At 39.6% G+C, this 23,560-nt stretch carries 19 protein-coding genes and 1 pseudogene; 13 read left to right on the top strand and 7 right to left on the bottom strand.

From position 1 onward, the window contains the following. Window positions 1-56 precede the first annotated feature (56 nt). The 6 genes and pseudogenes from IW492_RS08095 to IW492_RS18640 form a co-directional block, all read left to right on the top strand. On the top strand, window positions 57-800 hold the full coding sequence (locus IW492_RS08095; RefSeq protein ID WP_202067104.1) for a WxL domain-containing protein: 744 nt from the start codon (window positions 57-59) through the stop codon (window positions 798-800). Between the two features lie 133 nt (window positions 801-933). Beyond that, the gene (locus tag IW492_RS08090; RefSeq protein WP_202067103.1) at window positions 934-2,091 is read left to right on the top strand and encodes a DUF916 and DUF3324 domain-containing protein; all 1,158 of its coding nucleotides are present in this window, start codon (window positions 934-936) and stop codon (window positions 2,089-2,091) included. Window positions 2,092-2,112: 21 nt separating this feature from the next. Beyond that, complete coding sequence (locus IW492_RS08085) at window positions 2,113-2,796, top strand: hypothetical protein (protein WP_202067102.1); 684 nt, start codon at window positions 2,113-2,115, stop codon at window positions 2,794-2,796. Then, window positions 2,793-3,680, top strand: coding sequence for a signal peptidase I (gene lepB / locus IW492_RS18055; RefSeq protein ID WP_236671842.1), 888 nt, complete (start codon window positions 2,793-2,795; stop codon window positions 3,678-3,680). Before IW492_RS08085 ends, lepB begins: the two co-directional genes overlap by 4 nt. A 30-nt stretch (window positions 3,681-3,710) precedes the next feature. Beyond that, the gene (locus tag IW492_RS08075) at window positions 3,711-3,899 is read left to right on the top strand and encodes a hypothetical protein (RefSeq protein ID WP_202067101.1); all 189 of its coding nucleotides are present in this window, start codon (window positions 3,711-3,713) and stop codon (window positions 3,897-3,899) included. Between the two features lie 641 nt (window positions 3,900-4,540). Continuing rightward, window positions 4,541-4,738 (top strand): annotated as a pseudogene (locus IW492_RS18640) (transposase); the annotation flags it as partial. 210 nt (window positions 4,739-4,948) lie between these two features. On the opposite strand, the gene IW492_RS08065 reads toward IW492_RS18640, so the two are convergent. Both IW492_RS08065 and IW492_RS08060 read right to left on the bottom strand, forming a co-directional pair. Then, window positions 4,949-5,818 (bottom strand): sce7725 family protein, encoded by an 870-nt coding sequence (locus IW492_RS08065; RefSeq protein WP_202067099.1) that lies wholly within the window; start codon window positions 5,816-5,818, stop codon window positions 4,949-4,951. Next, a complete protein-coding gene (locus IW492_RS08060; protein ID WP_202067098.1) occupies window positions 5,818-6,489 on the bottom strand; it encodes a hypothetical protein in 672 nt (223 codons plus the stop codon). The genes IW492_RS08065 and IW492_RS08060 overlap by 1 nt, the downstream gene beginning before the upstream one ends. A gap of 1,586 nt (window positions 6,490-8,075) precedes the next feature. On the opposite strand from IW492_RS08060, the gene IW492_RS08055 reads away from it, so the two are divergent. Further along, window positions 8,076-9,368, top strand: a complete 1,293-nt coding sequence (locus tag IW492_RS08055; RefSeq protein ID WP_202067097.1) for a PcsB-like coiled-coil domain-containing protein — start codon at window positions 8,076-8,078, stop codon at window positions 9,366-9,368. A gap of 690 nt (window positions 9,369-10,058) precedes the next feature. Then, window positions 10,059-11,099: a glycosyltransferase family 4 protein gene (locus tag IW492_RS08050; RefSeq protein ID WP_202067096.1), complete on the top strand. Its 1,041-nt coding sequence runs from the start codon at window positions 10,059-10,061 to the stop codon at window positions 11,097-11,099. A gap of 823 nt (window positions 11,100-11,922) precedes the next feature. Here IW492_RS08050 and IW492_RS08045 read toward each other — a convergent pair. From IW492_RS08045 to IW492_RS08030, 4 genes are read right to left on the bottom strand one after another with little or no spacing between them, the layout of a single operon-like run. Beyond that, entirely contained in the window at window positions 11,923-12,903 is a 981-nt protein-coding gene (locus IW492_RS08045) for a LacI family DNA-binding transcriptional regulator (RefSeq protein WP_202067095.1), read from the bottom strand. Window positions 12,904-12,918: 15 nt separating this feature from the next. Then, window positions 12,919-14,397 (bottom strand): UDP-glucose--hexose-1-phosphate uridylyltransferase, encoded by a 1,479-nt coding sequence (galT, locus tag IW492_RS08040; protein ID WP_202067094.1) that lies wholly within the window; start codon window positions 14,395-14,397, stop codon window positions 12,919-12,921. Between the two features lie 11 nt (window positions 14,398-14,408). Beyond that, window positions 14,409-15,398, bottom strand: coding sequence for a UDP-glucose 4-epimerase GalE (galE, locus tag IW492_RS08035; RefSeq protein WP_202067093.1), 990 nt, complete (start codon window positions 15,396-15,398; stop codon window positions 14,409-14,411). Window positions 15,399-15,436: 38 nt separating this feature from the next. Beyond that, on the bottom strand, window positions 15,437-16,603 hold the full coding sequence (locus IW492_RS08030) for a galactokinase (protein ID WP_202067092.1): 1,167 nt from the start codon (window positions 16,601-16,603) through the stop codon (window positions 15,437-15,439). A 213-nt stretch (window positions 16,604-16,816) separates the two neighbouring features. Here IW492_RS08030 and IW492_RS08025 point away from each other — a divergent pair, with 213 nt between their 5' ends. Further along, on the top strand, window positions 16,817-17,857 hold the full coding sequence (locus IW492_RS08025; protein ID WP_202067091.1) for an aldose epimerase family protein: 1,041 nt from the start codon (window positions 16,817-16,819) through the stop codon (window positions 17,855-17,857). Window positions 17,858-17,949: 92 nt separating this feature from the next. On the opposite strand, the gene IW492_RS08020 is transcribed toward IW492_RS08025, so the two are convergent. Beyond that, a complete protein-coding gene (locus IW492_RS08020) occupies window positions 17,950-19,167 on the bottom strand; it encodes a DUF998 domain-containing protein (RefSeq protein ID WP_202067090.1) in 1,218 nt (405 codons plus the stop codon). Between the two features lie 368 nt (window positions 19,168-19,535). Here IW492_RS08020 and IW492_RS08015 point away from each other — a divergent pair, with 368 nt between their 5' ends. The 4 genes from IW492_RS08015 to IW492_RS08000 are packed head-to-tail and all read left to right on the top strand — an operon-like array spanning window position 19,536 to window position 23,482. Continuing rightward, entirely contained in the window at window positions 19,536-21,455 is a 1,920-nt protein-coding gene (locus IW492_RS08015; RefSeq protein WP_202067089.1) for a BglG family transcription antiterminator, read from the top strand. A 6-nt stretch (window positions 21,456-21,461) separates the two neighbouring features. Next, window positions 21,462-21,779, top strand: coding sequence for a PTS lactose/cellobiose transporter subunit IIA (locus tag IW492_RS08010; RefSeq protein WP_202067088.1), 318 nt, complete (start codon window positions 21,462-21,464; stop codon window positions 21,777-21,779). 15 nt (window positions 21,780-21,794) lie between these two features. Next, a complete protein-coding gene (locus tag IW492_RS08005) occupies window positions 21,795-22,118 on the top strand; it encodes a PTS sugar transporter subunit IIB (RefSeq protein ID WP_202067087.1) in 324 nt (107 codons plus the stop codon). A 23-nt stretch (window positions 22,119-22,141) separates the two neighbouring features. Further along, a complete protein-coding gene (locus IW492_RS08000; protein WP_202067086.1) occupies window positions 22,142-23,482 on the top strand; it encodes a PTS sugar transporter subunit IIC in 1,341 nt (446 codons plus the stop codon). The last annotated feature ends 78 nt before the right edge of the window (window positions 23,483-23,560 follow it).

Genomic DNA, 23,560 nt, shown 5'->3' with positions numbered 1-23,560 from the left:
AAATTGGAGTCATTCCATTTGTATATATATCACACAAAATCTAGGAGGAACAAAAAATGAAATTAAGAAAATTATGTGCAGTAGCGTTAGTAGCAACAATCGGAGCAGCAACAGTAGGATCAGTAGCAGCAAGTGCAGATCAAGTATCATTGGATTCTAAAGGACATGTAGAGGTAATTGGAGGAACGATTGATCCAGAAAATCCAGATATTGTTGACCCGGAAAACCCAGAAGGACCTGAGATTGATCCAGAAACACCAGGTATTGTAATAAACCCAGATATCGAAAACAAAGGAATTATTTCAGTATCAAATCTAGAGTTTGGTCAAATTTCTGTTGGTACAACTGAAGCAAGTGCTGAAGCTCTTCAATTACCAGCTGGCGGAACACGTGGGAATATCGTATCATTTGGTGATGTGACTGGTTCATACACTGGGTATACAATTACCGGTGAATTGACAAGCCAATTTACAAATGGCACAACAACGCTTGATGGCGCATCAATCACATACACAAACCCACTATTGGCAACATCAGGAACAGGAACAATTGCAGCAGCAGTTCCGGCATCCGTTGTATTGAGTACAGAAGAAGGAGCAAAAACATTTGTTTCTGCAGCAGCTGGCGAAGGAAGCGGTCTATGGACATTGGAATTTGGTCAAAGCGCAACTTCTGAAGCAGGTACTCCTGGAACAGATGCAAACTCTGTTGAGTTAGCAATTCCTACAAGTGTAGCTTCTGCTATGACATTAGGTCATTATGAAGCAACAGTTACTTGGACAATGGGTGCTACTGCATAATAAAGAACCATTAGTTTTATGTTTTATTGGGGTAAGCTGGTAATTATTTACCAGCTTACTTTTTCAATCAATGTATATACATAGAACACGTCTCTTGTTTTCACTATAAATAAAAATGATGAGGATAATTATAATGAGAAAAGACTTTGGAAAAAAGAATGTAAATAATTTTTTTAAGGTGTTCATCAGTTTCTTTCTGCTGAGTTTCACAGTGGCGGCAACGAACATAACTGCTTGGGGAGCAGAGGCAGAAGGAGAATCCCCTTCTATAGGGGGCTTTACTTATAGTCTTGAATTTCCGGAAAATCAACTAAACCCGAATCTGGGCTATTATCAGCTAATGATGACCCCTGGTCAGGAACAGAGCCTCGCTGTTATTCTTAGTAATCCAGGCTCAGAAGCAATCACTGTCAATCTGGCATTGAATGGCGCCAAAACCAATAAAACAGGGGTTATTGAATATGCCAATCGTGACATTGAAAATGATGCATCATTGGCTTTCGCTTTTGAGGACTTGGTAACGGGTCCTGAATCGGTGGAATTGGCAGCCGGTGAGACAAAGCAAGTGACGCTTACTGTTAAGATGCCTGAAACCAGCTTTGAAGGAGTCATTGCCGGTGGTCTGCAAATGATGAAGGCGGGGCAGACAGAGGACGCAGACTCTAGCGGAGGGTCTAAGGTTGTCAATCAGTATGCCTATGTGGTATCCATTCTATTACAAGAGAGTGACACAGAGCTTGTCCCTGATCTTCAGTTTAACCGTGCCTATGGAGGGCAGTTAAACTATCGCAACTCTGTGTACATTAATTTTTCTAATGTGATTGCGGCGTATTTAAATGATTTGACCGTGGAAGCACAGATGATGAAAAAGGACAGCAATACCGTTTTGTATGAAGCGAAAAAGACCTCTATGCGAATGGCGCCAAACTCCTTTATGGAGTTTCCGGTTAGTATGAATGGGGAGCGAATGGAAGCTGGAACATACACAACCCATGTTCTGGCCACTTCCGGGGAACAGCGCTGGGAATGGACGGAAGACTTTGAGATTACAGAGGATGAAGCACAAAAATACAATGAGCGGGATGTCGGTCTGACGCAGGAAACAGGAATCAACTGGCAGCTGATTGCACTCATTGTGGGCGGCTTTATCGCAGCAGTTGTGGTGATCTTTGGATTGATTACTCTTTTCCGCAAAAAGAAACAACGGAATGGGAAGGGCGCAAAAGATACGCAGAAAAAACAACCGTCAAAGAATAGTCATACTGGAACGCCCAAGAAGAAAAGACGTTAAAGAAGAGTAGGAGTACTGGAAATGACAATACTTGCTTGGATTATTATGGGAGCTGTGGCTGGAGCGATTATTTTCCTGCTGCTGACCCTTTACTTTTTAGCTCAGATCTTTTTTCAAAGTCAGAAGTTAAAACGATTGCCGAAACGACCGCCTAAGAATAAGAAAAAGCGAAGAAGATGGACGGCTGCCATCGCAAGGTTGAAACAACGACGCAAACGGGCGCTGCTTTTCGTCATTATTCTATTAATATCGGCTGTTGCTTGTGGAGGCGGCGCAGGCTATGCCAGTTATTATCAGTCGATTAATTTGTCTTCTGATGATTCTGCGTTAATTGTTCGCTCGTATTATTTACTTAGAGATTTCAAAGCAGAATTGACGAAAGCTGCTCAGCAGGAAGAGACAGAGGTAGCTTCACAGCAGAACATTCGCTATTTGGCGACCACCTTGGCGGCTTATTCTACCAAGAAGGCCAGTACTGTGAATACACCGGAGGGGCAATCGGCTCTAAACCGGTACTATGCCTCCTTGTCTGAGCTAGGGGTGAATGCGACCTTGGTGAGCGGAAATTTTTACGGGAATGGTGAATTGGCGGAGGAGTTTTTGGCAGACATTGAGAAGACGATCACCTATGAGACAACTGCTTTTGAGTATTACAAGGTGAACCAGTCCGAGCTTGAGGAAGAAGGAGCCAGTGAGGATGAATGAGTCGAGAATTAAAGCAAAAGAATTCAACCCATCAACGAAGACCCTCCTCCCCTCAAAACACCCCAAGCAATAAAAAAGGGGAAGTCGGGAAGCACCCGTCTGCCAGGAAAAAAAGAAAACGACCGGCACTTGCTTCTGCCAGCCAAAGCCGTTCAGGAAAAGCAAACAGCAGACCGCAGAAAAAGGCTGTTGCAGTGATCGGTCAAAAGAAGCGTTCGAAACCGGTAACCAATGTGTCTTCTAATCAAAAGACATTGGCAAAACGAACGGCTTCAACGAGGAAAAAGAAGCCACGGGAGAGTAAAAGCGCCCCCAAAAGAGTCTTGCGTAAAAAGCGACCCCTGTTACACCGTATGAGAACAGGGGCAGGGGCGCTGTGGGCGGCATTCCTAGCTGCGGTGCTTCTTTTCCTGTTTGTCAGTTCGTTATTTGTTAAAATCACCAAAGTTTCCGGCTACAGCATGATGCCGACATTACAGGATAATCATACGATTCTGGTTCAAAAGACGAAAGCAGTTAACCGGTTTGATCTGGTACTGTTTCGTCGGGGAGAGACACAGCAGGTTCGCCGAATCATTGGTTTGCCGGAAGAACAGATCAAGTATTCAGAGGATTTTCTTTATGTGAATGGTGAGGTAGTGGATGAGAAATTTATTATTGATGAAATCAATGAAGCCCAAAAAAATGGGGGACAGTACACGGCTGATTTTGATCAGTATGATATCAGCGGGGAAGCGGTCATCCCCAAGAATTGTTATTTGGTTTTAGGAGACAATAGAGAATATGGGTATGACAGTCGAGATTATGGACTGATCGACAAGGAGCAGGTGATAGGGGTTGTTCGTATGCGCTTATTGCCTTTGAATGACTTGACGGCCTTCTGAATTTGGATTTAAATCTGTTAACAATAAAAAATGTACAAGGAAGTTTTTATTGAACTGGACAATGTGACTGTGGGGAAGATTATCGAAGTCACAATGAAAAATAAAGTTGTCAGCAAAATCGTTGTTGGCAGTATGAATATGGGTGGCAGCTTTGACGATAATGGAGAAGCACTGTCAAGGGATGAAGCGATTGACAGTCAGGAACATTGGATTCCATGATTTAAGTACAAACATATATTTTAAAGGGGAAGCAGACAGCAGGACTGAGAATAAAATCTCAGTTCTTCTGTCTTTTTTTGCTCTATAATAAATTGGAACTGATTATCTATGCCAGTTTAAGTTCCCTGTTCCTCATTGTGCCTGTTCAGAGGAGCCCTTTACAACCAGTTGGAACGGAATAAAGGTTACTAGAATTCGCTTTGATTCCTTTAATTATTTACCTCTTGTCATGGAACTGGCCAAACAGTGTTATTTTTGTTTGGCTTATACCTGTCATTAGATGTCTCAATCTTATTTTGTTGCTTCTCATTGCTGTATTGCTAAGCATTTTTCTGGGAAGATTGTTGTGTTATTAAAAGAGAAAATTTCTCTTCATCTGATCACTTCTCTCTGTTAAGGTGTCCATTATACAGTCAGCCGTGTTCTTAAAAGTACAGAAGTGTATCTCCTTATATGAAAATGAACCTGTTTACCTTCTGTGTTGATGTTGGATGGATTTTGTACCTATACTTTCCTTGAAGATAACATGAGATCTATCTGTATCAATGGAGAAACCGGAGGAAGAATTAGTTGATCTGCTTCCTTCCTGGAAATTGAAGAACCTCATCCATTGATTTAAGAAATGTCCCGATTCAGAGAAGGTACGTGTTCTAGTCACAGATATGAATATCCACTATTTTCAATTAATTCCACAAGTCTTCTCCAAAGCGAAGTTTATCATTGATCGTTCTCATATTGTCCAACACTTAAATCGCGTGTTTAATACTTTTCGTATCAAAGAGTTTCTCCATTTGAGGCAGGAGAATCACCAATACATAGATTTAGTCAGACTACCATGACTAAGAGCTGTCTCAATGAGATAATATTTTTCTTTTAGACATCTGGTTAGAATGACACTGCCGATACCTCCACCGGTATTAGTAATAATTACTTTTTTATTTTTACTCTATTCACTTTCTTTTTGCAGTTTGTTGTTCAATAGGATAGAAGAATGAATAAGTGGTTAATTTACAAAAAATTTATCTGATTTATCAGCAATTCTAACAGCCTCAATCCAAAAACTGATTATCCAGATATCTGGACATCAGCTCTAAATGATGCATGACTGCTGCTTTACGCATCACGCCCATTCCGGGAAACTTCTGTATGTTTACTGAATCGATCAACAGTTGAATTCCTAAAGTTGGTGTATCCCCGCACAATTTCTTCAACCAGTCAGTAACTTCGTTCATCAGTTCAAAAAATTTGTCTTGTTGAGAAGGGGCTTCTTCGCTGGAAAGAAAATGATGTATCCGAAGTACTCTTCCTTCGAAATAGACAAGATGCAGACTCAATATTGGGGATGGATAACCACCTTCATAATAGATACGGCTGTCAATCGAAAAATCACTAAATCCAACAAATCCACGTTTTTTATAGGACAGATGGGTAGTTGAAAAGAGTTCATCTGGTACTTCCTGGTAGAATATAGTTTTAGGCAGTCGTGTAAACACATCCTGAGACAGAATTTTAGGACCTTTTATCTTTTGGAGCAATCGAAATTCCTCTGGTAAAAGTACAGCTGTCTGATTGTTCAGCCAGTCACTCTCCAATATCGGAGTAGATTCATTTACGATTAATAGCTCAGGCGTTTCATCAAGTGTTTCAATCGGCTGTTTAATAATCAATGCATTGGCAGAGGGTAGCGAATTTAAAAAATCTACCCCTTCAGCAGTCAGGAAATCACCGGACTGAGGGTTTTGGATTAGATAGAAGGGATGTTGTTTTTTTTGGGATTCTGATAAAAGTTTTTTTAAAGCATTGGAATTTTTAACAGGTTCGATAATCGGCAGAATGTTTCTGGATAAACGCTCCTTTTCAAGGAGTGCAGTCAGTGCAAGTAGATCAAATTGCTTGCCGCGAAAATAGGGATAATACATTAGTCTCCCTCCAAAAATCGTTGTTCCAGTTCAAAGTAGGCTTCACGAGTTGCTTCTAGTTCGCTTTTTAAAGCTTCAATTGCCTGATTTTGAATATCTTCTACGAAGCGATCATAGAAATTAACTCCGCCGCCAAACAAATCATAATCCGGCTGTCTTTTCTTTAATTCTTTATAGAGCTGATCTGTTGAAAAGACCCTTAGCCCCCGTGCTGTCTGTTTGGCTTTTCCTACTTCTCTTGCCTGAGCACCGATTAGTCGGAAGAGCAAGGTCTGTTCGTTGACTAGAAGTTTTTGCTTTCGTGGTTTTTTTTCAATAGTAAAATAGCCTGGGAGTGTCAGATTTTCAGCTGGCAGATAGGAGTGGTAAACCATCGCCCCAATATGTCCGGGAATGTCATCTTTTACTTTTTCATAAAGAGCTTCCGGCATGACAAAATAATTATAGTGTCCCACAAAAGAAAGCTTAGCTTTTGAATGAAAGTCCGCTTTACTTATCTTAAGTTCATAGCAGCGCCACTCAAACTGATTTTCTGAAATCAAACGACAGCTGAGCGTATCAACGATGCCATGATCCTCCGGCATATTGACTTCCTCTATGACAATATCGCCATTTTCACGGCAATAGTAATAAAGAGCTTCTTCCATCTGTATAGTTAATGAAGTTTTCATTTCAAATTCCTTTAAGTTTTTCCTCTACTATAAAACGTAAGTTCGTATTTTAAAAGAGGAAACTTTGCATTTAAAGAAAAAGAAATATTCCTGTTCTTCTGAATGACTTCCTAGTTAAAAAGGAAACTAAGACATTTTTTTGTTTTTAACTGCCGCTGCTTGAAATGTCAGCATCTGCTGAGTCAGTGCCTACTTTTTACTAAAAATAAACTGTATATTGTTGATAAGCCGTGTATTCTCAAAATTCAGATTACGAAAATCCTCTTTACTTCAATCGCTTTTCAAAAGCGGTTTCGATAAAACGGTGAGTACAAGTTTGCTGTTAACTAATTTAAGAATTGTTTATGAATTAATACTAATTATGGAAGACTGAGTTTTGACCTGATGCAAAATGATACATTGTCCGGCTTGTATCTCTCGAAATTAACGACTGCCTCAGCAATTTTTCAATTGTGAGTATTTTTTATTTTGCATAGTTGTGTTGAGACAATAATTTTCATTTTGTAAGAAGAGAAAGAGACAGAATTAAAAAGCTGTGGGTCAGTTGCTCTCTCAACTAATGCTGGATATATTTCTTTGTTTGTCAAAGAAAGCAGTGTTTTTTCTGCTGTATCTATAATGATTGAAGCTCCTGCCGCTCAGATAAAATAGAAGGTCCCTGTCGGTGAAATGAGTGTTTGTCACAGTCTCCTTCTCCAGCTTGTATATGGTTTAGTTTATAGTATAGCAAGAAGGAGAAATAGTTCTGGCAACCTTCAGTTATATTTTCTGTGAGAGCAGCTCCTTTAAAATATGCAGTTACCGAGGATTTATTTCTTCTATTCCTTATTATTTTTTTAGTCTCTATCTTGTTGCATTGTAAAAAAAGAAGAGCAGTTCGATTGGGCCGCCTGCTCTCTAGGAAGTACTTGGATGATAGTTTATATATAGGAAACTTGTTCATTTAATTATGCAATACAGGTTTAACCGAGATAGATTAGTTTGTTTTTTTCAGGAAAATGTTCCCACTTGCTAAGGGAGAATTCAAAATATATTTATCTAAACCTTCCAAATCCTTGATATACAAGTATCCACAAACTGTTCTCATTCTCTTGCTTTGCAATGGTTTGATTGTGTTATATTAGTTAGCGAAGTAAAAATTTGCAACGAGCAGTGTTGAGCTTAAATAGTTGTTATGGCGCTTTTTTTTGTATTTTTTACTATCAGAACATTCAATGATGGTGAGTCGTTGTCAGGTGGATCAGTTATTTAATTAGTAAGTTTTTCATAGATTCTTTTGAGTTGCCTGCTAAGGTCCGTTTATTTTAGTATGATTATGAATTTACAAAAATAGCAGGTTTGTGATAGTCTTAGAAAGTACGAAAAAAATTTCATCTTATTAAACAGACAAACCTCTCAAATTTTCTTCATATAGTACTTAAAAACGGGGATAATAAGATATTAAAGTAATGTTTGATATAAGTTGAAATATTCTTGTAATGTTAATATTTCTAAATTGACACATGGTTATGTTAGAATTTACGTGTTGCAATTGAGGATTAAATTTAAAAAAATTAATTGGTGAGAATCCGTCGGAGGAATTAAGAGTGAAGAAACGTATATTTGCATCATTATTATTGTGTTCACTGACACTTAGTACGATAGCAGCTCCCAGTATTACTTTAGCAGATAACTTTGATGAAAAAATACAGCAAAAAGACAGTGAAATTTCCAACCTTAAGGAGCAGCAGGGAACAGTTGCTTCTCAGATTGCTTCCTTAGAATCTGATATTTCAGCTATTATTGAAGAAGGTACTGAGCTGAGACAACAACAGTTGGAGCTTGAAAATAAAACACAACAGCTGAAAACTGAAATTGAAGAGTTAAAGGTTCGCATTGAAAAGCGCGAAGAAGCAATCAAAAATCAGGCTCGTGATGTACAGGTCAATGGTCAAAGTACAACAATGATGGATGCTGTTTTGAATGCAAGCTCATTTACAGATGCAATCAGCCGTATTCAGGCAATTTCAACAATTGTCAGCGCCAATAATGACTTGGTAACACAACAAAAAGCAGATAAAGAAGCAGTTGTTGCAAAACAAGATGAGAATGAAAAGAAACTAGCTCAAATTGAAGAAACAAAAGCTGAATTAGAAGTCAAAAAAGAAGATATTGTTGTAAAGCAAGCAGATTTAAACGTTTTGAAGTCTTCTTTGGAATTGGAACAAGCATCAGCTGAGAGTTCAAAATCAGCATTGGTAGAACAAAAAGCAGCAGCAGAAGCAGAACAAGCTCGTGTTGCAGCTGAGAAACAAGCAGCTGAAGAACAAGCGAAAAAAGATGCCGAAGCAGCAGCTCTGGCAGTTGAAGAACAAAAAGCAGCAGCTTCTGCCAAAACAACAGAATCAAGTACAGCTACTTCAGCAACTCAAACCAGTCAGGACAGCGGAACAACGCAATCGCAAGCGCCAAATACTGGAAGCAGTTCAGGAAACAGCGGATCATCAAATTCAGGAACAGGAAATACCGGTAATAATAATTCCGGCGGCGGTACAGTCTCAAACTCTTCTGATCCGACATTGGCAGCATTGAATGCATTGCGCAGCTCACATGGATTGAACCCTGTAAGTTGGGATGCTGGTCTTGCAGCAACAGCAACAGCTCGTGCGGCATTAGTTGAAGGATCTGGTTTCCAAATTCCTTCAGATCACTGGTCAAATGGCTATGAAGTAATCGCTATTATGTTTGCACCAGGTTCAGCAGTAATTAATGCCTGGTATTATGAAACAAACATGACAACTTCAACAGGAAGCGGACACCGCGACTGGGAATTGAATCCAAGCATTACTCGTGTTGGATTTGGCTATAGCGGTAGTGTAATTGTTGGACGTTCAGCATAAAAATGGAATTTTTAAAGACAGTTTCTCTTGAACGGAGAAGCTGTCTTTATTATAGAGCCTGAATAGAGACAATCTCAGGTTCTTTTTTTATTCATTTTGAAAGAAAAGAGAAGGGGCTTGGACAGAGGTAAATACTTGCGGGTGATAGAAATTGCTTTTTTGGGATATACCTTGATGAAAACAACAAGAAAATCTTTGGAATAATCTGCACCTGTTTTTTATATAAAAGAGTATTTTTAAGATATCTGTTTGATATTTTAGGTGTTATTTTTTATTTCATTTCGATTTTTTATTCAGTATTTTGTCAGTCTAAAGACTGATTTTTCACTGTAGTTATTAAGAAAGAAGAATATCCATAGACAAATATTTTTTAATAGGATAGAGTCAATAGTAAATGGTGAAAAGGTCTATCCAATCCCTCAGTCAGAAGGAACTTATTTTGATCGGTATAGAATTAATAATGAGATAATTTTACAAAAAACGAAAGAGATAGTAAACTGGATAACGAACGTTAAAGTTTGTATGCTACCCGCAATATAAATGCTGATTTGACTGATTGGGACATATAGAAACGGAAAAAGTAAGGAAGGAAATTTGAAATTGACTGCTGCAAGGCAGAAGATTTCCGCTTACTTTAGAGATAGTAAAATAGTAAATAAATTTAGAAAAAGATTATGGTGAAAAGTGCTTATGATAAAAATTACAATGTTCTCGCAGGCAGAAAAAGTTAGTGGTCAGGGAGTGGGAAGTGCCTACTCGGAATTAATGAAAACGTTAAAGAAGAATTTCAGCGATACGCTGGAAATAAAGGTAAATACGTATGGAAAATCGGATATTTCGCATTATCATACAATAAATCCAACGTTCTATTTCTCAACTTTTTTCAAAAAATCACGGGGAGTCAGAGTGGGATATGTTCACTTTTTACCTGAAACCCTAGAAGGAAGTATCACTTTGGCCAAACCGTTTAAAGCGGTTTTTGATAAATACCTGATGTCCTTTTACAAGCGTATGGATCAGTTGGTAGTTGTTAATCCTGATTTTATCAACAAACTGGAAGCATTAGGGGTGTCACGGGAAAAAGTAGCGTATATCCCAAATTTTGTCAGCACCGATGTCTTTTTCAAAATGAGTGATACGGATAAGCAGGCATTTAGACGAGATAAACTGATTGAGGAAGAAAAATTTGTGGTATTAGGTGTCGGACAAATTCAGAAGCGAAAAGGTGTAGACGATTTTATTGAACTGGCTAAACGGAATCCGGATATTCAGTTTATCTGGGCTGGCGGCTTCTCATTTGGAAAAATTACTGATGGCTATGATGAATACAAGGAAATTTATGATAATCCCCCTGCCAATCTTTTATTTACAGGAATCATTGATCGGGAAGAGATTGTCGGCTATTACAATATTGCGAATGTATTTCTGCTTCCATCATTCAGTGAGCTGTTTCCTGTAAGTGTTTTGGAAGCATTTAACTGTGAAACGCCGGTTATGCTGAGGCATTTAGATTTATATACAGGCATTTTAGGTGATTCGTATCTGAAAGCGGAAGATGCAGAACAAATGGATCAATTGCTGAAAGAGTACGCTGGGAATCCGGAAAAGCTGGAAGAGTACAGAGTGAGGTCCAAAGAAGCAGCAGCGTATTATTCTGAAGAGCATACTTCAAAAAGATGGTTGGAATATTACAGTCATTTAGTGGGTAAAGAAGTTTTTGAAAATGACTAATTCATCAAGAGACCTAGCCTATCAATAAAGGTGTATGAAAGCATACAAGAAGGACTTGAAAAGGAGATTGTAGAAGCACAGAGCTTCAAGAGCCAAGTAGTAGTATGCAGTATATGCTCCTGCGGTTACTCGTCGCAGTTTCAGGCTGTGTAAGTGCTCCTGCGGTTACTCGTCGCAATTTCAGGCTGTGTAAGTGCTCCTGCGGTTACTCGTCGCAGTTTCAGGCTGTGTAAGTGCACCTGTGGTTACTGGTCGCAGTTTTAGACTGTATAAGTACTTTTGCTATTACTGATCGTATGAAAAGACTTGCTTTGATAAATCAATCGCAGCGGTTCCAGAGGAATGAACGATAGGACCAAATAAGAACAGTTCTTTGATTCGCTCTTTCTATGAAACTAGAGTGAATCAGAAAACAATGGAGGAAATGGGTTTTACCAACGCTTTTCCAAATAGACATGTTTGTATCGAGAATCGAACAAGGTCCTTCAATTCTTAATGGCTCTGCCATTTAGAAATTGATGAGATCGAAACGAAGTGTAGTGTAGTGTAGCGTAGTGAGACTTGTAGATACAAGAATTTTCTTTAATGTAGGAGCATCTAGTAGAATGGTATGCGTTGTCAATACGAAGAACGGGACAGCATCCTTTTTTAAATGGAAAGTAGTCTCTGTCCATTTTTTCGAAAATAGTTGCCGCTAGAGTTTTCAGACAGGTCCTAAACAGCGATAAAAATAATCCACCTGTAATATCAGATTTTTGGTTCTGGTATTACAGGTGGATATTTCATTAGAGCGTTTCTTTCAGCTATTCGTCTTTAAAGTGAATCAGCTGGACTGGCGAACAATCAGCTCAGTTCCAACAGTGATCTTTCTTGGAACAGGAGCACGTTCCCGAATCAGCTGATCCATTGTTTCAATGGCCAGTTCACCCATCCATTCTGTATAAACCTTTACAGTTGTCAATGCAGGTGAAACATATTTCGCTACACTGACATCATTAAATCCAATAACAGAGATTTCTTCTGGAATGCGCAAACCTGCTTCCTGAAAGGCTTTTAAAGCACCGATTGCCAATGCATCACTTGAGGCAAACAAAGCTTCCGGATATTCAGAATGTGTCTCCAAAAATTTTTTAGTTTGTCTATATCCATCATCCAAAGAAAAATCTGCAGAGATAATCAGTTGCTCATCAAATAATTCTGCTGCTTCAAGCTTTGATTTCAAATACTGGAAGCGGGGATCTTCAACACGCGTTTTGTTGCCTTTTGTGAATTCAACACCTGTCAAACAACCAATTTTTTTATACCCTGCTTTCATAAAGTGGTTGAATACCAAGTCCATTCCCTGAGAAAAATCGACAACAATTGAATTGTGACCATAGGTGATTCCGTCAAAGTCAACAAATAGCAGTTCACCATCCAGCGAAGCCAATTCCTTAATCTGATCGTTATCGAATTTTCCAAGAGCAATCGTCCCATCGGCAGTTCGTTCAGATAATGTGTCGAAGGATTCCTTGATTAGCTGAACGTTCGCTTCTTCTGCTCTCTTCTCGATTCCCAGTCGTATAGAAAGATAATAGATATCTTCCAGTTCTTCCTGATCACTGAACCATTGAATTAAGCGAACTGTTTGACTGCTTGCCCGCTGATTCTTTTTATACTTGGTATAGTTCAATTCTTCTGCTGCTTCAAAAATTTTTTTCTTGGTTTCCAGTGCAACAGAGAGTTCGGCATCGTAATTCAATACTCTGGAAACAGTTGCTGGAGATACTCCGGCAAGCTGTGCAATATCTTTAATTGTAGCCATCGTATCAACCTCTCTTTATAAATAATTAATGAATCGCTGAAAGGCTTCCTGACCTTCCGTATCTCTTTTAAAAACCCCAGCGTCAATTAGTACTTGCTCAAAAATATGTCCGATAGAGTTTTCGATAACAGAGCGAACGGTTTCAGCAGTGAAATTTTGCTCCTTCAGCTGATTTGCCCAATCCAAATGTCGATCATTGATTATATTTGGTTTATTCAGTAAATAGTTTTCAACCTCTTTTATTTCATCTGCCAGACGGGGAGGAAGAATGGCCAGTCCCATTACTTCGATTAAACCAATATTTTCTTTTTTGATATGCTGCACATTTTTATGAGGATGGAAAATACCATCCGGATGATCCTCTGACGTATTATTATCTCTCAAAACCAGATCAAGCTCGAACAGCTCTCCATTACGTCGTGCAATTGGTGTGATAGTATGATGCGGAGTTCCGTCTTCTGAATAAGCTGAGACCCTTACTGTCGGATCAGAATAACTTCTCCATTTTTCTAAAATCATAACAGAGGCTTGAATCAGGTCTTCCTGCGAGCGGCTGCTTAGTCGAATAACAGACATTGGCCACTTTACAATTCCAGCATGGATTTGCTCGAATCCGGGAACTATAAATTTCTGTTCAACAGAGGCTTTGGCCATTGGAAATGTGTGACGGCCTGCCTGATAATGGTCGTGTGACAGAATAGAGCCGCCGACAATTGGCAAGTCGGCATTTGAGCCAACAAAATAGTGAGGCAGTACCTCTGTGATGTTTAACAGCCGCTGAAATGTTTTTTCATTGATGAGCATTGGTCGATGCTCTTCCGACAGAATAATCGAGTGTTCGTTATAATATGCATAGGGTGAATACTGAAAGCCCCATTTTTCGTCGGCAATATCCATTCGAATAATCCGATGGTTGGTGCGGGCAGGGTAATTCAGTCTGCCCTGATAGCCTTCATTTTCCATACACAGCATACATTTTGGAAAGGCAATGCTTGGCGCATTTCTTTCCGCTTCAATCTGCTTAGGATCTTTTTCGGGCTTGGAAAGATTGATTGTAATTTCCAAAGTACCGTAATCTGTCTCAACAGGGAAATAAAGGTTTTGAGCAATCGCTTTTGTTTTAATGTAGTTGTTTTCCTGACAAAGCCTGTAAAAATAGCTCGTTGCTTTTTCGGGTGATTCGTCATACAAGGTTGAAAAAAATTTATTTACAGCAGAGGGGGAGGGCGTCAGCAAATCCATCAGCTGAGCCTCCAGAATATCTGTTTCTGCCTGTAAATCCCCAATTACCTGGTTCTCCTGAGCTTTGGCAAGCAGCAGCTCAACCAGCTCCAAAGCAGATTGTTCAACGTTTCTGACAGGGGTGTTCTCCATCATTTCTTCACCGATTAAGCATAAAACTCTGTTTTCCAAATAGAGGCGGTCTATTTCTTCCCATTCTCCGGATTGGATAACAAGTGTTGTAAAATCTGTAACAGTCTGACTCACTAACACTCTTTTTCCTCCTAATCCTGATATCCATTAGGATGACTGTGATGCCACTCCCAAGCCGTTTTAATAATTTCGTTAATATCTGTATATTTCGGCTGCCACCCCAAAATTTCCTGTGCTTTTTTGCTGGATGCAACCAGACGGCTGGGATCTCCTGCTCGGCGTGGTACAACAGTCGCCGGAATTGCTTTTCCAGTAACTTTTTCTGCCGCTGTCAGCATTTCCTTAACAGAGTAGCCGTGGTTGCTGCCAAGATTGAAGACAGAGCTGTCTTTACCGTTTTCCAGATAATTCAGAGCCAGCTGATGTGCTTTAGCTAAATCTTCTACATGAACATAGTCGCGAATACAAGTACCGTCTGGTGTATCATAATCATCTCCAAAAATTTGCAGATGCGGCCGCTGTCCCAACGCTGTCTGAAGAATGATTGGAACTAGGTGACTTTCAGGCGTATGATCTTCTCCAATAGAAGCATCAGATTTTGCCCCGGCAACATTGAAATAGCGCAGAGCCACATACTTCAGACCATAGGCGTTGTCGCACCATTTAATCATTTTTTCCATAATCAGCTTGCTTTCACCGTATGGATTCTTTGGATCAGTCCGGGTAGTTTCATCGATTGGTGTAACTTCAGGTTCGCCATAAGTTGCTGCCGTACTGGAAAAAACAATGTATTTGACATTAAACTCAACCATTGTTTCCAGAAGTACCTGCATACCATAAACATTGTTGTTGAAGTAAAGCAGCGGCTTTTCAACAGATTCTCCAACCAGAGAGCTTGCAGCAAAATGGACAACGCTGTCGATCTTTTCATTTTGAAAGACACTTTGTAAAAAAGCTTTATCTCTGATGTCTCCCTGATAAAAGGCTGCCTCTGGATGAACAGCTTTTCGGTGACCAGTAGCCAAATTATCGACAACAACGACCTTCTGTCCTTCATTAATAAATAAATCTACTGCGTGAGAACCGATATATCCGGCTCCCCCTAAAATTAATATTGTCATTTGATTTCCTCAATTCTTCATTTTTTAGACTCTCCAGATCATTTTACCAGTTTTCCGGCACCATCGGCAATTTCTGCCGGATAAAAATCAGCTGCATAGCCAATTGCTTCTTTATACCTGTAACTGACTGCAGCTTGAAAGGCTTCAACAGCTTCTTTTTTCACTAAAGCAATAGCACAACCCCCGAAACCAGCACCTGTCATCCGGGCGCCCAAAACATTTGGTTGCTTTTGTGCAAAGTCAACCAGTGTGTCCAGCTCGATACCAGTTACTTCATAATCTTCCTGTAATGAACGGTGGGAATCATTCAGCAGCAGACCAAAAGCTTCCAGATCTCCAGCCTGCAGTGCTGCTTTTGCTTTTAATGTTCGCTGATTTTCAGTCACTGCATGTCGTGCCCGTTTTATCAGAACAGGATCTTCAATTAAAGATTGATGTCGATTAAACTGCTCTTCTGTCAGCTCACCTAAAGATTGTATCTCAAGTATTGTCTGCAGCCGATGCAGTGCTTCTTCACATTCAGCTCGTCGTTCATTGTATTTTGAGTCAGCCAGTTCTCTTCGTTTATTTGTATTCATGATGACAATCGTATATTCTCCGAATGCAGCTGGTACTAATTCATACTTCAATGTATTGGTATCCAGCAGAATTGCGTGATCCTTTTTCCCCATACCGATGGCAAACTGATCCATGATACCAGAATTTACACCAATGAATTCATTTTCCACTCGCTTGCCGATTTTAACCAAGTCCAGTGTTTCCTGCTGCAGTTTGAACAGGTCGTTAAAGATAACTCCTGTAAGCAGCTCAATGGAAGCCGAAGAGGAAAGTCCCGCACCATTTGGGATGGTTCCATAAAAAAGAATGTCTGCACCAGATTCGATTTTTGCCCCGGCTTCAATTAAATACTTGATCACTCCTTTAGGGTAATTTGCCCAATCGTGTTCTTGATTGTAGGAAAGGTCATCCAGTGAAAAAGTGATAGTTCCTTTTTCCGGGAAATTTTCAGAGTACATGCGAACGGTTTGATCGTCCCTTTTTTCAGCAATTCCATAGGTACCAATACTGATTGCAGCAGGGAAGACATGACCGCCATTATAATCTGTGTGTTCACCGATTAAATTAATTCTTCCAGGTGCAAAATAGCTGCTGCTGCTCTCTGTCTCAAAAATTGTATTAAATTTTTTCTCTAAGCTCTTTTCCATTTTTTCACCTCGTGGTAAAATATTTAGTAAATATATTATAAAACGTTTACTAAAGAATTTCAATGATAAATTGAAAGGGGTTTCCAGATTACAAGATACTTTTCTGTTTTTACAGCTGACTTAGTGCCATTTAAAGAAATTTCATGTAAAATGGTTGTTATAGATTATGCATGTAAAAGAACGGAAGATCGTCGAGAAAGGAAGAAATGAATAATGAAACTGACACAAAAACCGTTTGGCAACGGAGCGACACTTTATTCTCTTGAAAATGGAAAGGGTGTTATTATGGAGATTACGGATTTAGGAGCCCGGATTGTTCGGCTTCTTGTTCCGATAGGAGAAGAAAAACGAAATATCGTTTTGGGCTTTGATTCAGCAGAGGAATATGAAGAAAAAGATTTGTATTTTGGTGCAACAATCGGTCGAGTAGCTGGCCGAATACTAAATGGAACATTTACTATGGATGGTAAAACCGTTCAAATAGAACGGGCAGAAGACCAGCTGCATACGTTACATGGCGGAATACTGGGATTTGAAGCGAAAACATGGCTTGCTGAAACAAAGGAAGAAGAGTCAAAGGCATCTGTTACATTTTCTTTGGTGAGCCCAGCTGGTGAGAATGGTTTTCCGGGAGAACTGGCGGTTTCAGTGACCTATAGTCTGAATGAAGAAAATGAGTGGGAAGTTGTCTATCATGCTAAAACAACGCAGCCAACATTGTTTAACCCAACTAATCATGTGTATTTTAATCTGTTGGGCGATCCTGCCGCAGTTATTGATGACCACGAATTAATGGTTCGAGCGGAAGAATATGCTCCAGTGAACGAGGATATAACAGTTAAAGGAGAGCGTGTTTCTGTAGAAGGAACGGCGTTTGATTTTCGAAAGGGGAAAAAGCTGGCAGAAGCATTTAACAGTGAGGATCAGCAAATTATTCAAACAAAGGGAATGGATCATCCATTCTTTTTGAAAAAAGAGAGCAGCAAAGAGCCAAATGCGACTTTGATCAGTCCCGATAATAGGATTGAAGTAGAGGTGTTCACGGATCGTTCGGCAGTCGTTATTTTTACAGCAAACTTCTCCGGAGAAGGGCCGATAATGCAAGGCGAAAAAATGGTGGATCATGGAGGTATTACTTTTGAGACTCAGGAGGCACCGGGGGCAGAGCATTTCTCTGAATTTGGTGATATTACTTTGAGACCGGAGAAGGCGTACTATTCATCCACAATCTACAAAATAAAGACAACAGAATAAGTCTTTCAGGAAATGTTTAATTGAATCAGCTGAATAAACAAAAAAACATACTAAGATTAGTGGGTAAGATATTCAACAGAATATCTTACCCACTATTTTCTGTTTTCTGCAATATCAGCCACAGTTGTGTCCTGAAGTGTTTCCTGTGAATTAAAGGCGATCTCATAGACTGGTGCAACTTTTCTTGTCAGTTTCTGTAAATTCTGCAGCAGAAGTAAAATCCAGCTGAATGCCAGAAAGAAGGCGATTAGTTCGAAGGCAGTCAGAGAGAGATAACCAATATTTTTGAACAGAACATTGGCGATAAGCAGTACGGCTGCAATCATATACGAGATTCCCAGAAATTCTCTGGAAATAGCTGGCAGGAGCCAGCGAATACTGATAATCAAAATAATAATCATGTAAACAAGATAGTTTGCTGCCTGATTGTGCAGCTCATGAAGTCGTCCGTTTCCATTGTTGGGAAAGAAACCAACAGCACCCAAATCAATTGCCGTCAATGTCAGTAAAATACGCAAAATGGTCAGTTGAATATTTTTAGTCATTGATTTTTGCAGGGAAACAAAGAGATAGTCAATCAGTGCGATCATCAGCAATGCAGAAATAATCAGCGTTAGATTAAATTGCCAGCTGCTGTTGGCATTGCTGGTTCCTAAAAAGCTGAAATTGTACTGCCACCACTGAAGCTGTCCATTTGCAGCCATTGACATCAATACACCGCCGATGATGACGGAGATCAGCAGAGTTGTGATCAGTGCTGGTGAGATAGCTAGTGCAAAATAAATCATCAGGTAATTGATCATTCCAACAAACACAAAAAAGATAAATGTCGCTGTTAAAAGATCAAAGCTGGCTCCTTCAAAAAGAATTCCCAAAAGCCAGAAAAATCCCAGTAAAACCAATGCAAGAATGATCACAAAAGAAATTAGTATGGTGAGGAAGTTTCGCCAGTAAATGTCTTTAAATGAAAAAAGCTGTTTTCTTTTCCCTTTAACAAAAAAAATAATAAAGGAGCATATGCCGCTTAAAAGTCCCAAAATAAGAACTGAAGCAGCAATGGAAATACGCCCTGTAAGCAAGAGGTGGGACCGTCCCTGTTCATAAAAAAAGCCGAAAAAGATCACGCTGACCAGTAAAGACGGAATTAAAAACCAGCGAAGTGAAACAGCTTGTCTTTCTGTTTTTGTACGTTTCGGTTCAATAATTATTTTCTTGTTTTCAATTTTTATCTGAAGCGGTTCTTCTTCCTTCAGCTGCAGTTCCTGAACTACTTCTTCAGGTAGCTGTATGGTGTAATGAGGTTTTTTCATGTATATAACTCCTTGTGTGAACATAAGTTGTTTGTAATCAAGTACTTTTCATTGATGTGTAGAGACTATCCTCTTTGGTTGCTTCACTCGAAGAACAACGATATTCTGGATATATTCATTATAGTATTTGTTGTTTTATTCTCTCAGACTGTCAGAGTAATTACAAGCGACAATAGACAGAGAGGGGGATAAATTCTGTTGATATGCAGAACAAAGCCCGCAAAATTTCGACAAAAAAATTTTAAGATAAAGGAGACAATACCGACAGAGGAATATAAGCTACTTATTTCCATTTCAAATTGAAAAAGAGACTGTTTTAAATAAAACGGTTTCAAGTTATCTTATGACTATACGAGGAGGAAAAACAGATGAGGGAAGAAAAAATCATTCAGTACTTGATTGCCAGTACCGGTCGTCAGTCCTTGTTGAAGCTGGCGGATTTATTCGAAGTCTCACCTCGCACCATTTCCAGTGATATAAAGTTGATCAATGCCGCAGCAAGTCGTCATGGCTTTCAGATTACGAACAAGAGGGGGCTGGGATACGGTCTGGAGATATTTGACCATCCAGCATTTAACAACTATTTCACTCAACTCTCTGCAGAAAATGAACGAGAGATTTTAAATCCAAATTCACGTAAAACAAATATTGCTTTACTGCTGCTTTTTGCAAATGACTATCTGACAATGACTCAGATATCCAATATACTGGCTGTTAGTGTTTCAACTGTGAAAAAAGATATGAATCAAGTGAGAACAGAATTTGAACTGGATGGTCTGACCCTGTATTCAAAACCTCATTATGGATATAAAGTTGTTGGTTCGGAGGAAAACCGGAGAGCACTGATCATTCAACTGCTCCGTAATGAAATCACTCAGCCAAAAATTACGGCAGAGTATGCGGCATTTCTTTCCGCTTTTGATGAAGAGAGGTTTAAAGCCTATTTGATTCAGCAGATTCAGCAGTTTGAAATCAAAATGAACGATCTTGTCTTGGATAATCTGGTCCAGCATGTGGTGCTTTTGGGATTTCGTATCAGGCAGAATAACTTGTTGAAAGAAGTACAGGAACAAGACGAAGCATCAACAGAATATGAAAATCTCACAGATCAAATTGCGGCTTATCTGAAGGCTGAGTTGGGGATTCAACTCCCGGGAAATGAAAAAAATTATTTGACTCGTCAGCTTTATGGAAAAATGCTGGCCGTTAATGAGCTGACCAAATATGATGATCTTCGCAGATATATTGAGCAAAGCTTGAAAGTGATTGATCATAAATACCACACTTTTTTCAGTCATGATGAAGAATTGAGCGGTGCACTGATTCTTCATGTGGCGCCGCTGCTGCAGCGGCTCTACGGCGGACATCAGCTGGAAAATCCGATTATTGAAGATGTATATACCCGCTATGCCAATGTATTTACAATTACCTATGAATTTATTCAACTGATTAGTGATAATGTCGAAGTGAAAATCAGTAAGGATGAAATGGGGTATTTAGCAATTTACTTTGCCGCAAGTCTGGAAAAGACATCTCAGAAAGAGATTAAGCGATATCGATCAATTGCTGTCATTTGTGCGACTGGCGGAGGGGCTTCTTATTTTTTGAAAACCAAACTGGAACAGATTTTTGCCAATGCAGAGGTTCAGACGTTTTCGATCATTGAGAGCAATGAAATTGACGAAGATTTTGACCTGATTATTTCAACGGTACCAATTGAGCAGAAATTTACTAAAATACCTGTCATTTATACACAGGCACTGCTGACAGAAAAAGAAATTCAAAAAATTCAAAATGATCTGCTGCTGATTCGGGAAAATCAGCTGTTGGAAACGGATGTTGATCATCAGCTGTTGTCACTTTTTTCGAAAGAGAATTTTAGTATTGCAAAAGAAACGAGTTACCTTGATTTATTGAAAAAAAGAGCAGAACGGCTGCAGGATGATGGGTATGCTGCGGCTGAGTATACAGAGCTGGTTCTGCAGCGGGAAAAGCTGTTGGATACAATTTATCAAAATGGGATTGCCGGACCTCACCCGATGGAGGCCAGAGCACTGAAAGAATGTATTGATGTTATACTGCTTCGACCGGGATTAACATACAGAAAGAAGCCTGTCCGGTTAATTTTTCTGATTAATATTGAAAACGGACATCTCTTTTTACACAAGGAAATCAGTCGTTTGATGATCCGCATGATTGATGATCAAAATTTGGAGAAGAATTTAAACGGCATTAAGAACTATCAGGACTTTTCTCACTATTTAAGAGAATTGATTAAGAAAGGATAAGCAGACATGACAGAACAGGAAAAAAGTATTTTTCAGATTATATCTTCAGCCGGAGACAGCCGAGGTGCTGCGTTTGAGGCGCTGCGTCTGGCCAGAAAAGGAAAATTTGAGGAAGCGGAAGTAAAGATGCAGGAGGCAAAGGAAAAGAGTATCACAGCCCATGAAGAACAAACTGCATTGATTACCAAAGAAATTAATGGAGAAAAAACAGAAACAACATTATTGATGGTTCATGCTCAGGACCATCTGATGAATAGTCTGCTTGCAAGAGATCTGATCGAAGAGATGATAGGGATGTTGAAAGAGAAAAATCTTGAAGCGTAAGAAAGGATGAAAAAAATGAAAACGTTATTAGTCTGTGCAGGTGGTTTTTCAACAACCATGATGATGGAAGCCATGAAGAAAGTAGTAAAGGATTCAGCTAAGCTTGAAATTGAAGACTATCCGATGGAAGCCATCGGAGTGGATAAGCTGGATCGGTATATTAATGAGTACGATGTTATTTTGGTTGGTCCTCAGCTCAGCCACAAATATGCGTTCATCAAAGGGGAGGCAGACAAACTGAATAAACCTGCTGTTCTGCTTACATCTGATATTTATGGATCAATGGATGGAGCGACAGTCATGAAACAGGCAATATTAGCTTACCGCAAAAATCAATAAATTTGTTATTTGGAGGAGAGAAAATGGAACAACAGAAAGTATCGGCCTTTGACAGAGTTGAAGGATTTATTCGCAGGACCCTTGTACCGGTTGCGAACAAAGTAGATAACAATGCTTATCTGACTGCCATTAAAAAGGGGATGGTCGTCTTAACACCAGCTTTATTACTAGGCTCAGTAGCAGCAATTTTTCCGTCGATTCCAGAGTTTATTAATGCAGCACCTGTTCAAAACTGGTTTGAGCAGTACGGCTACATTTTCGGTCTTTTATCAAAAGTGTCATTAGGGTTGGTGGGTCTTTATGCAGTGCTGGCAATTGCTTATTTTCTGAGTGAACAATGGAAACTCTATACGATTGGGTCCATGATTCTGTCGGCAATTGGTTTTTTACTGGTTGCGATGGATGTGGATGAGAATGGAAATATCATTCCAACCTATCTGGATTCAAAAGGACTATTTGCAGGAATTTTTATCGCTATTATTTGTGTTAAAATCTATCAGTTTTTTACAAAGCATAAGCTTGTTATCAAGATGCCGGAAGGGGTACCTGATTTTGTTTCCAGTTCCTTTGAACTGATTACACCGACAGCAACCATTGGAGTCCTGTTTATCACAGTTCGAGCGGTTACGGATGCACTGACGGGCGGGGTTCTGCTGCCGCAGGTTATTATGGAGTTTCTAGCACCGGCAATTGGTGGACTGGATTCATTAGGGGTCATTTACTTTGTTTTAGTTCTGCGTTTGGTTTTCTGGTTTTTCGGCATTCATTCAGCCGTGTTGTCGCCTATTCTATCGCCGATCGCAGTTCAGTATCTGTCAGAAAATATCGCAGCACATGAAGCAGGTCAGCCGCTGACGCACGTTATTACCGGAGGAACGTTATCCGCGTTCGCAAATTTTACTGGTTCCGGCGTGACAATGGGTCTGGTTATAGCCATGCTTGTCAGCAAATCTCTACGATATAAAAAAGTCGGAGCTGTTGCGCTTCTGCCTTCATTATTTGGGATTAATGAGCCTGTTCTTTTCGGAGTGCCGATTATTTTGAATCCGGTGTTAATGATCCCGTTTATCTTTGGCGGTGCTTTTGTGGGGATGATTCCAATGATCTGCATGAAGCTGGGCTGGCTGAATTATCCGATTTTTGATCCGCCTTATGTACCAGTCTTCATGGAAGGATTTCTGACTGGCTTTGACTGGCGGGCAATTATTATTCAGCTGGTTCAAATTGGTCTGTCTTTTGCTTTATATCTGCCGTTTTTCAAAGTGTTGGAGCGTCAGGAACTTGAGCAGGAAAAAGATGTAAAAGAGAGTCATTCAATCCTAAGTGAAGAAGATGAGGCATTGCTGTCTGATTTAGATTTCTAATGGAATAAAATATGAGGTGGAGGGAGGGTTGCTTTTTCGGTAATCATTCCTCTATTCTCATTCTGTTTTAAAGCAAGG

The organism is Enterococcus sp. BWB1-3, assembly GCF_016745275.1.
GTDB lineage: Bacteria > Bacillota > Bacilli > Lactobacillales > Enterococcaceae > Enterococcus_L.
This window is presented reverse-complemented; position numbering and strand designations above follow the sequence as displayed.

Coding starts and splice junctions, on each gene's coding strand:
- IW492_RS08095 (WP_202067104.1), top strand. CDS start 57: ATGAAATTAAGAAAATTATGTGCAGTAGCGTTAGTAGCAACAATCGGA.
- IW492_RS08090 (WP_202067103.1), top strand. CDS start 934: ATGAGAAAAGACTTTGGAAAAAAGAATGTAAATAATTTTTTTAAGGTG.
- IW492_RS08085 (WP_202067102.1), top strand. CDS start 2,113: ATGACAATACTTGCTTGGATTATTATGGGAGCTGTGGCTGGAGCGATT.
- lepB (WP_236671842.1), top strand. CDS start 2,793: ATGAGTCGAGAATTAAAGCAAAAGAATTCAACCCATCAACGAAGACCC.
- IW492_RS08075 (WP_202067101.1), top strand. CDS start 3,711: ATGTACAAGGAAGTTTTTATTGAACTGGACAATGTGACTGTGGGGAAG.
- IW492_RS08065 (WP_202067099.1), bottom strand. CDS start 5,818: ATGTATTATCCCTATTTTCGCGGCAAGCAATTTGATCTACTTGCACTG.
- IW492_RS08060 (WP_202067098.1), bottom strand. CDS start 6,489: ATGAAAACTTCATTAACTATACAGATGGAAGAAGCTCTTTATTACTAT.
- IW492_RS08050 (WP_202067096.1), top strand. CDS start 10,059: ATGATAAAAATTACAATGTTCTCGCAGGCAGAAAAAGTTAGTGGTCAG.
- IW492_RS08045 (WP_202067095.1), bottom strand. CDS start 12,903: ATGGCTACAATTAAAGATATTGCACAGCTTGCCGGAGTATCTCCAGCA.
- galE (WP_202067093.1), bottom strand. CDS start 15,398: ATGACAATATTAATTTTAGGGGGAGCCGGATATATCGGTTCTCACGCA.
- IW492_RS08030 (WP_202067092.1), bottom strand. CDS start 16,603: ATGGAAAAGAGCTTAGAGAAAAAATTTAATACAATTTTTGAGACAGAG.
- IW492_RS08025 (WP_202067091.1), top strand. CDS start 16,817: ATGAAACTGACACAAAAACCGTTTGGCAACGGAGCGACACTTTATTCT.
- IW492_RS08020 (WP_202067090.1), bottom strand. CDS start 19,167: ATGAAAAAACCTCATTACACCATACAGCTACCTGAAGAAGTAGTTCAG.
- IW492_RS08015 (WP_202067089.1), top strand. CDS start 19,536: ATGAGGGAAGAAAAAATCATTCAGTACTTGATTGCCAGTACCGGTCGT.
- IW492_RS08010 (WP_202067088.1), top strand. CDS start 21,462: ATGACAGAACAGGAAAAAAGTATTTTTCAGATTATATCTTCAGCCGGA.
- IW492_RS08005 (WP_202067087.1), top strand. CDS start 21,795: ATGAAAACGTTATTAGTCTGTGCAGGTGGTTTTTCAACAACCATGATG.
- IW492_RS08000 (WP_202067086.1), top strand. CDS start 22,142: ATGGAACAACAGAAAGTATCGGCCTTTGACAGAGTTGAAGGATTTATT.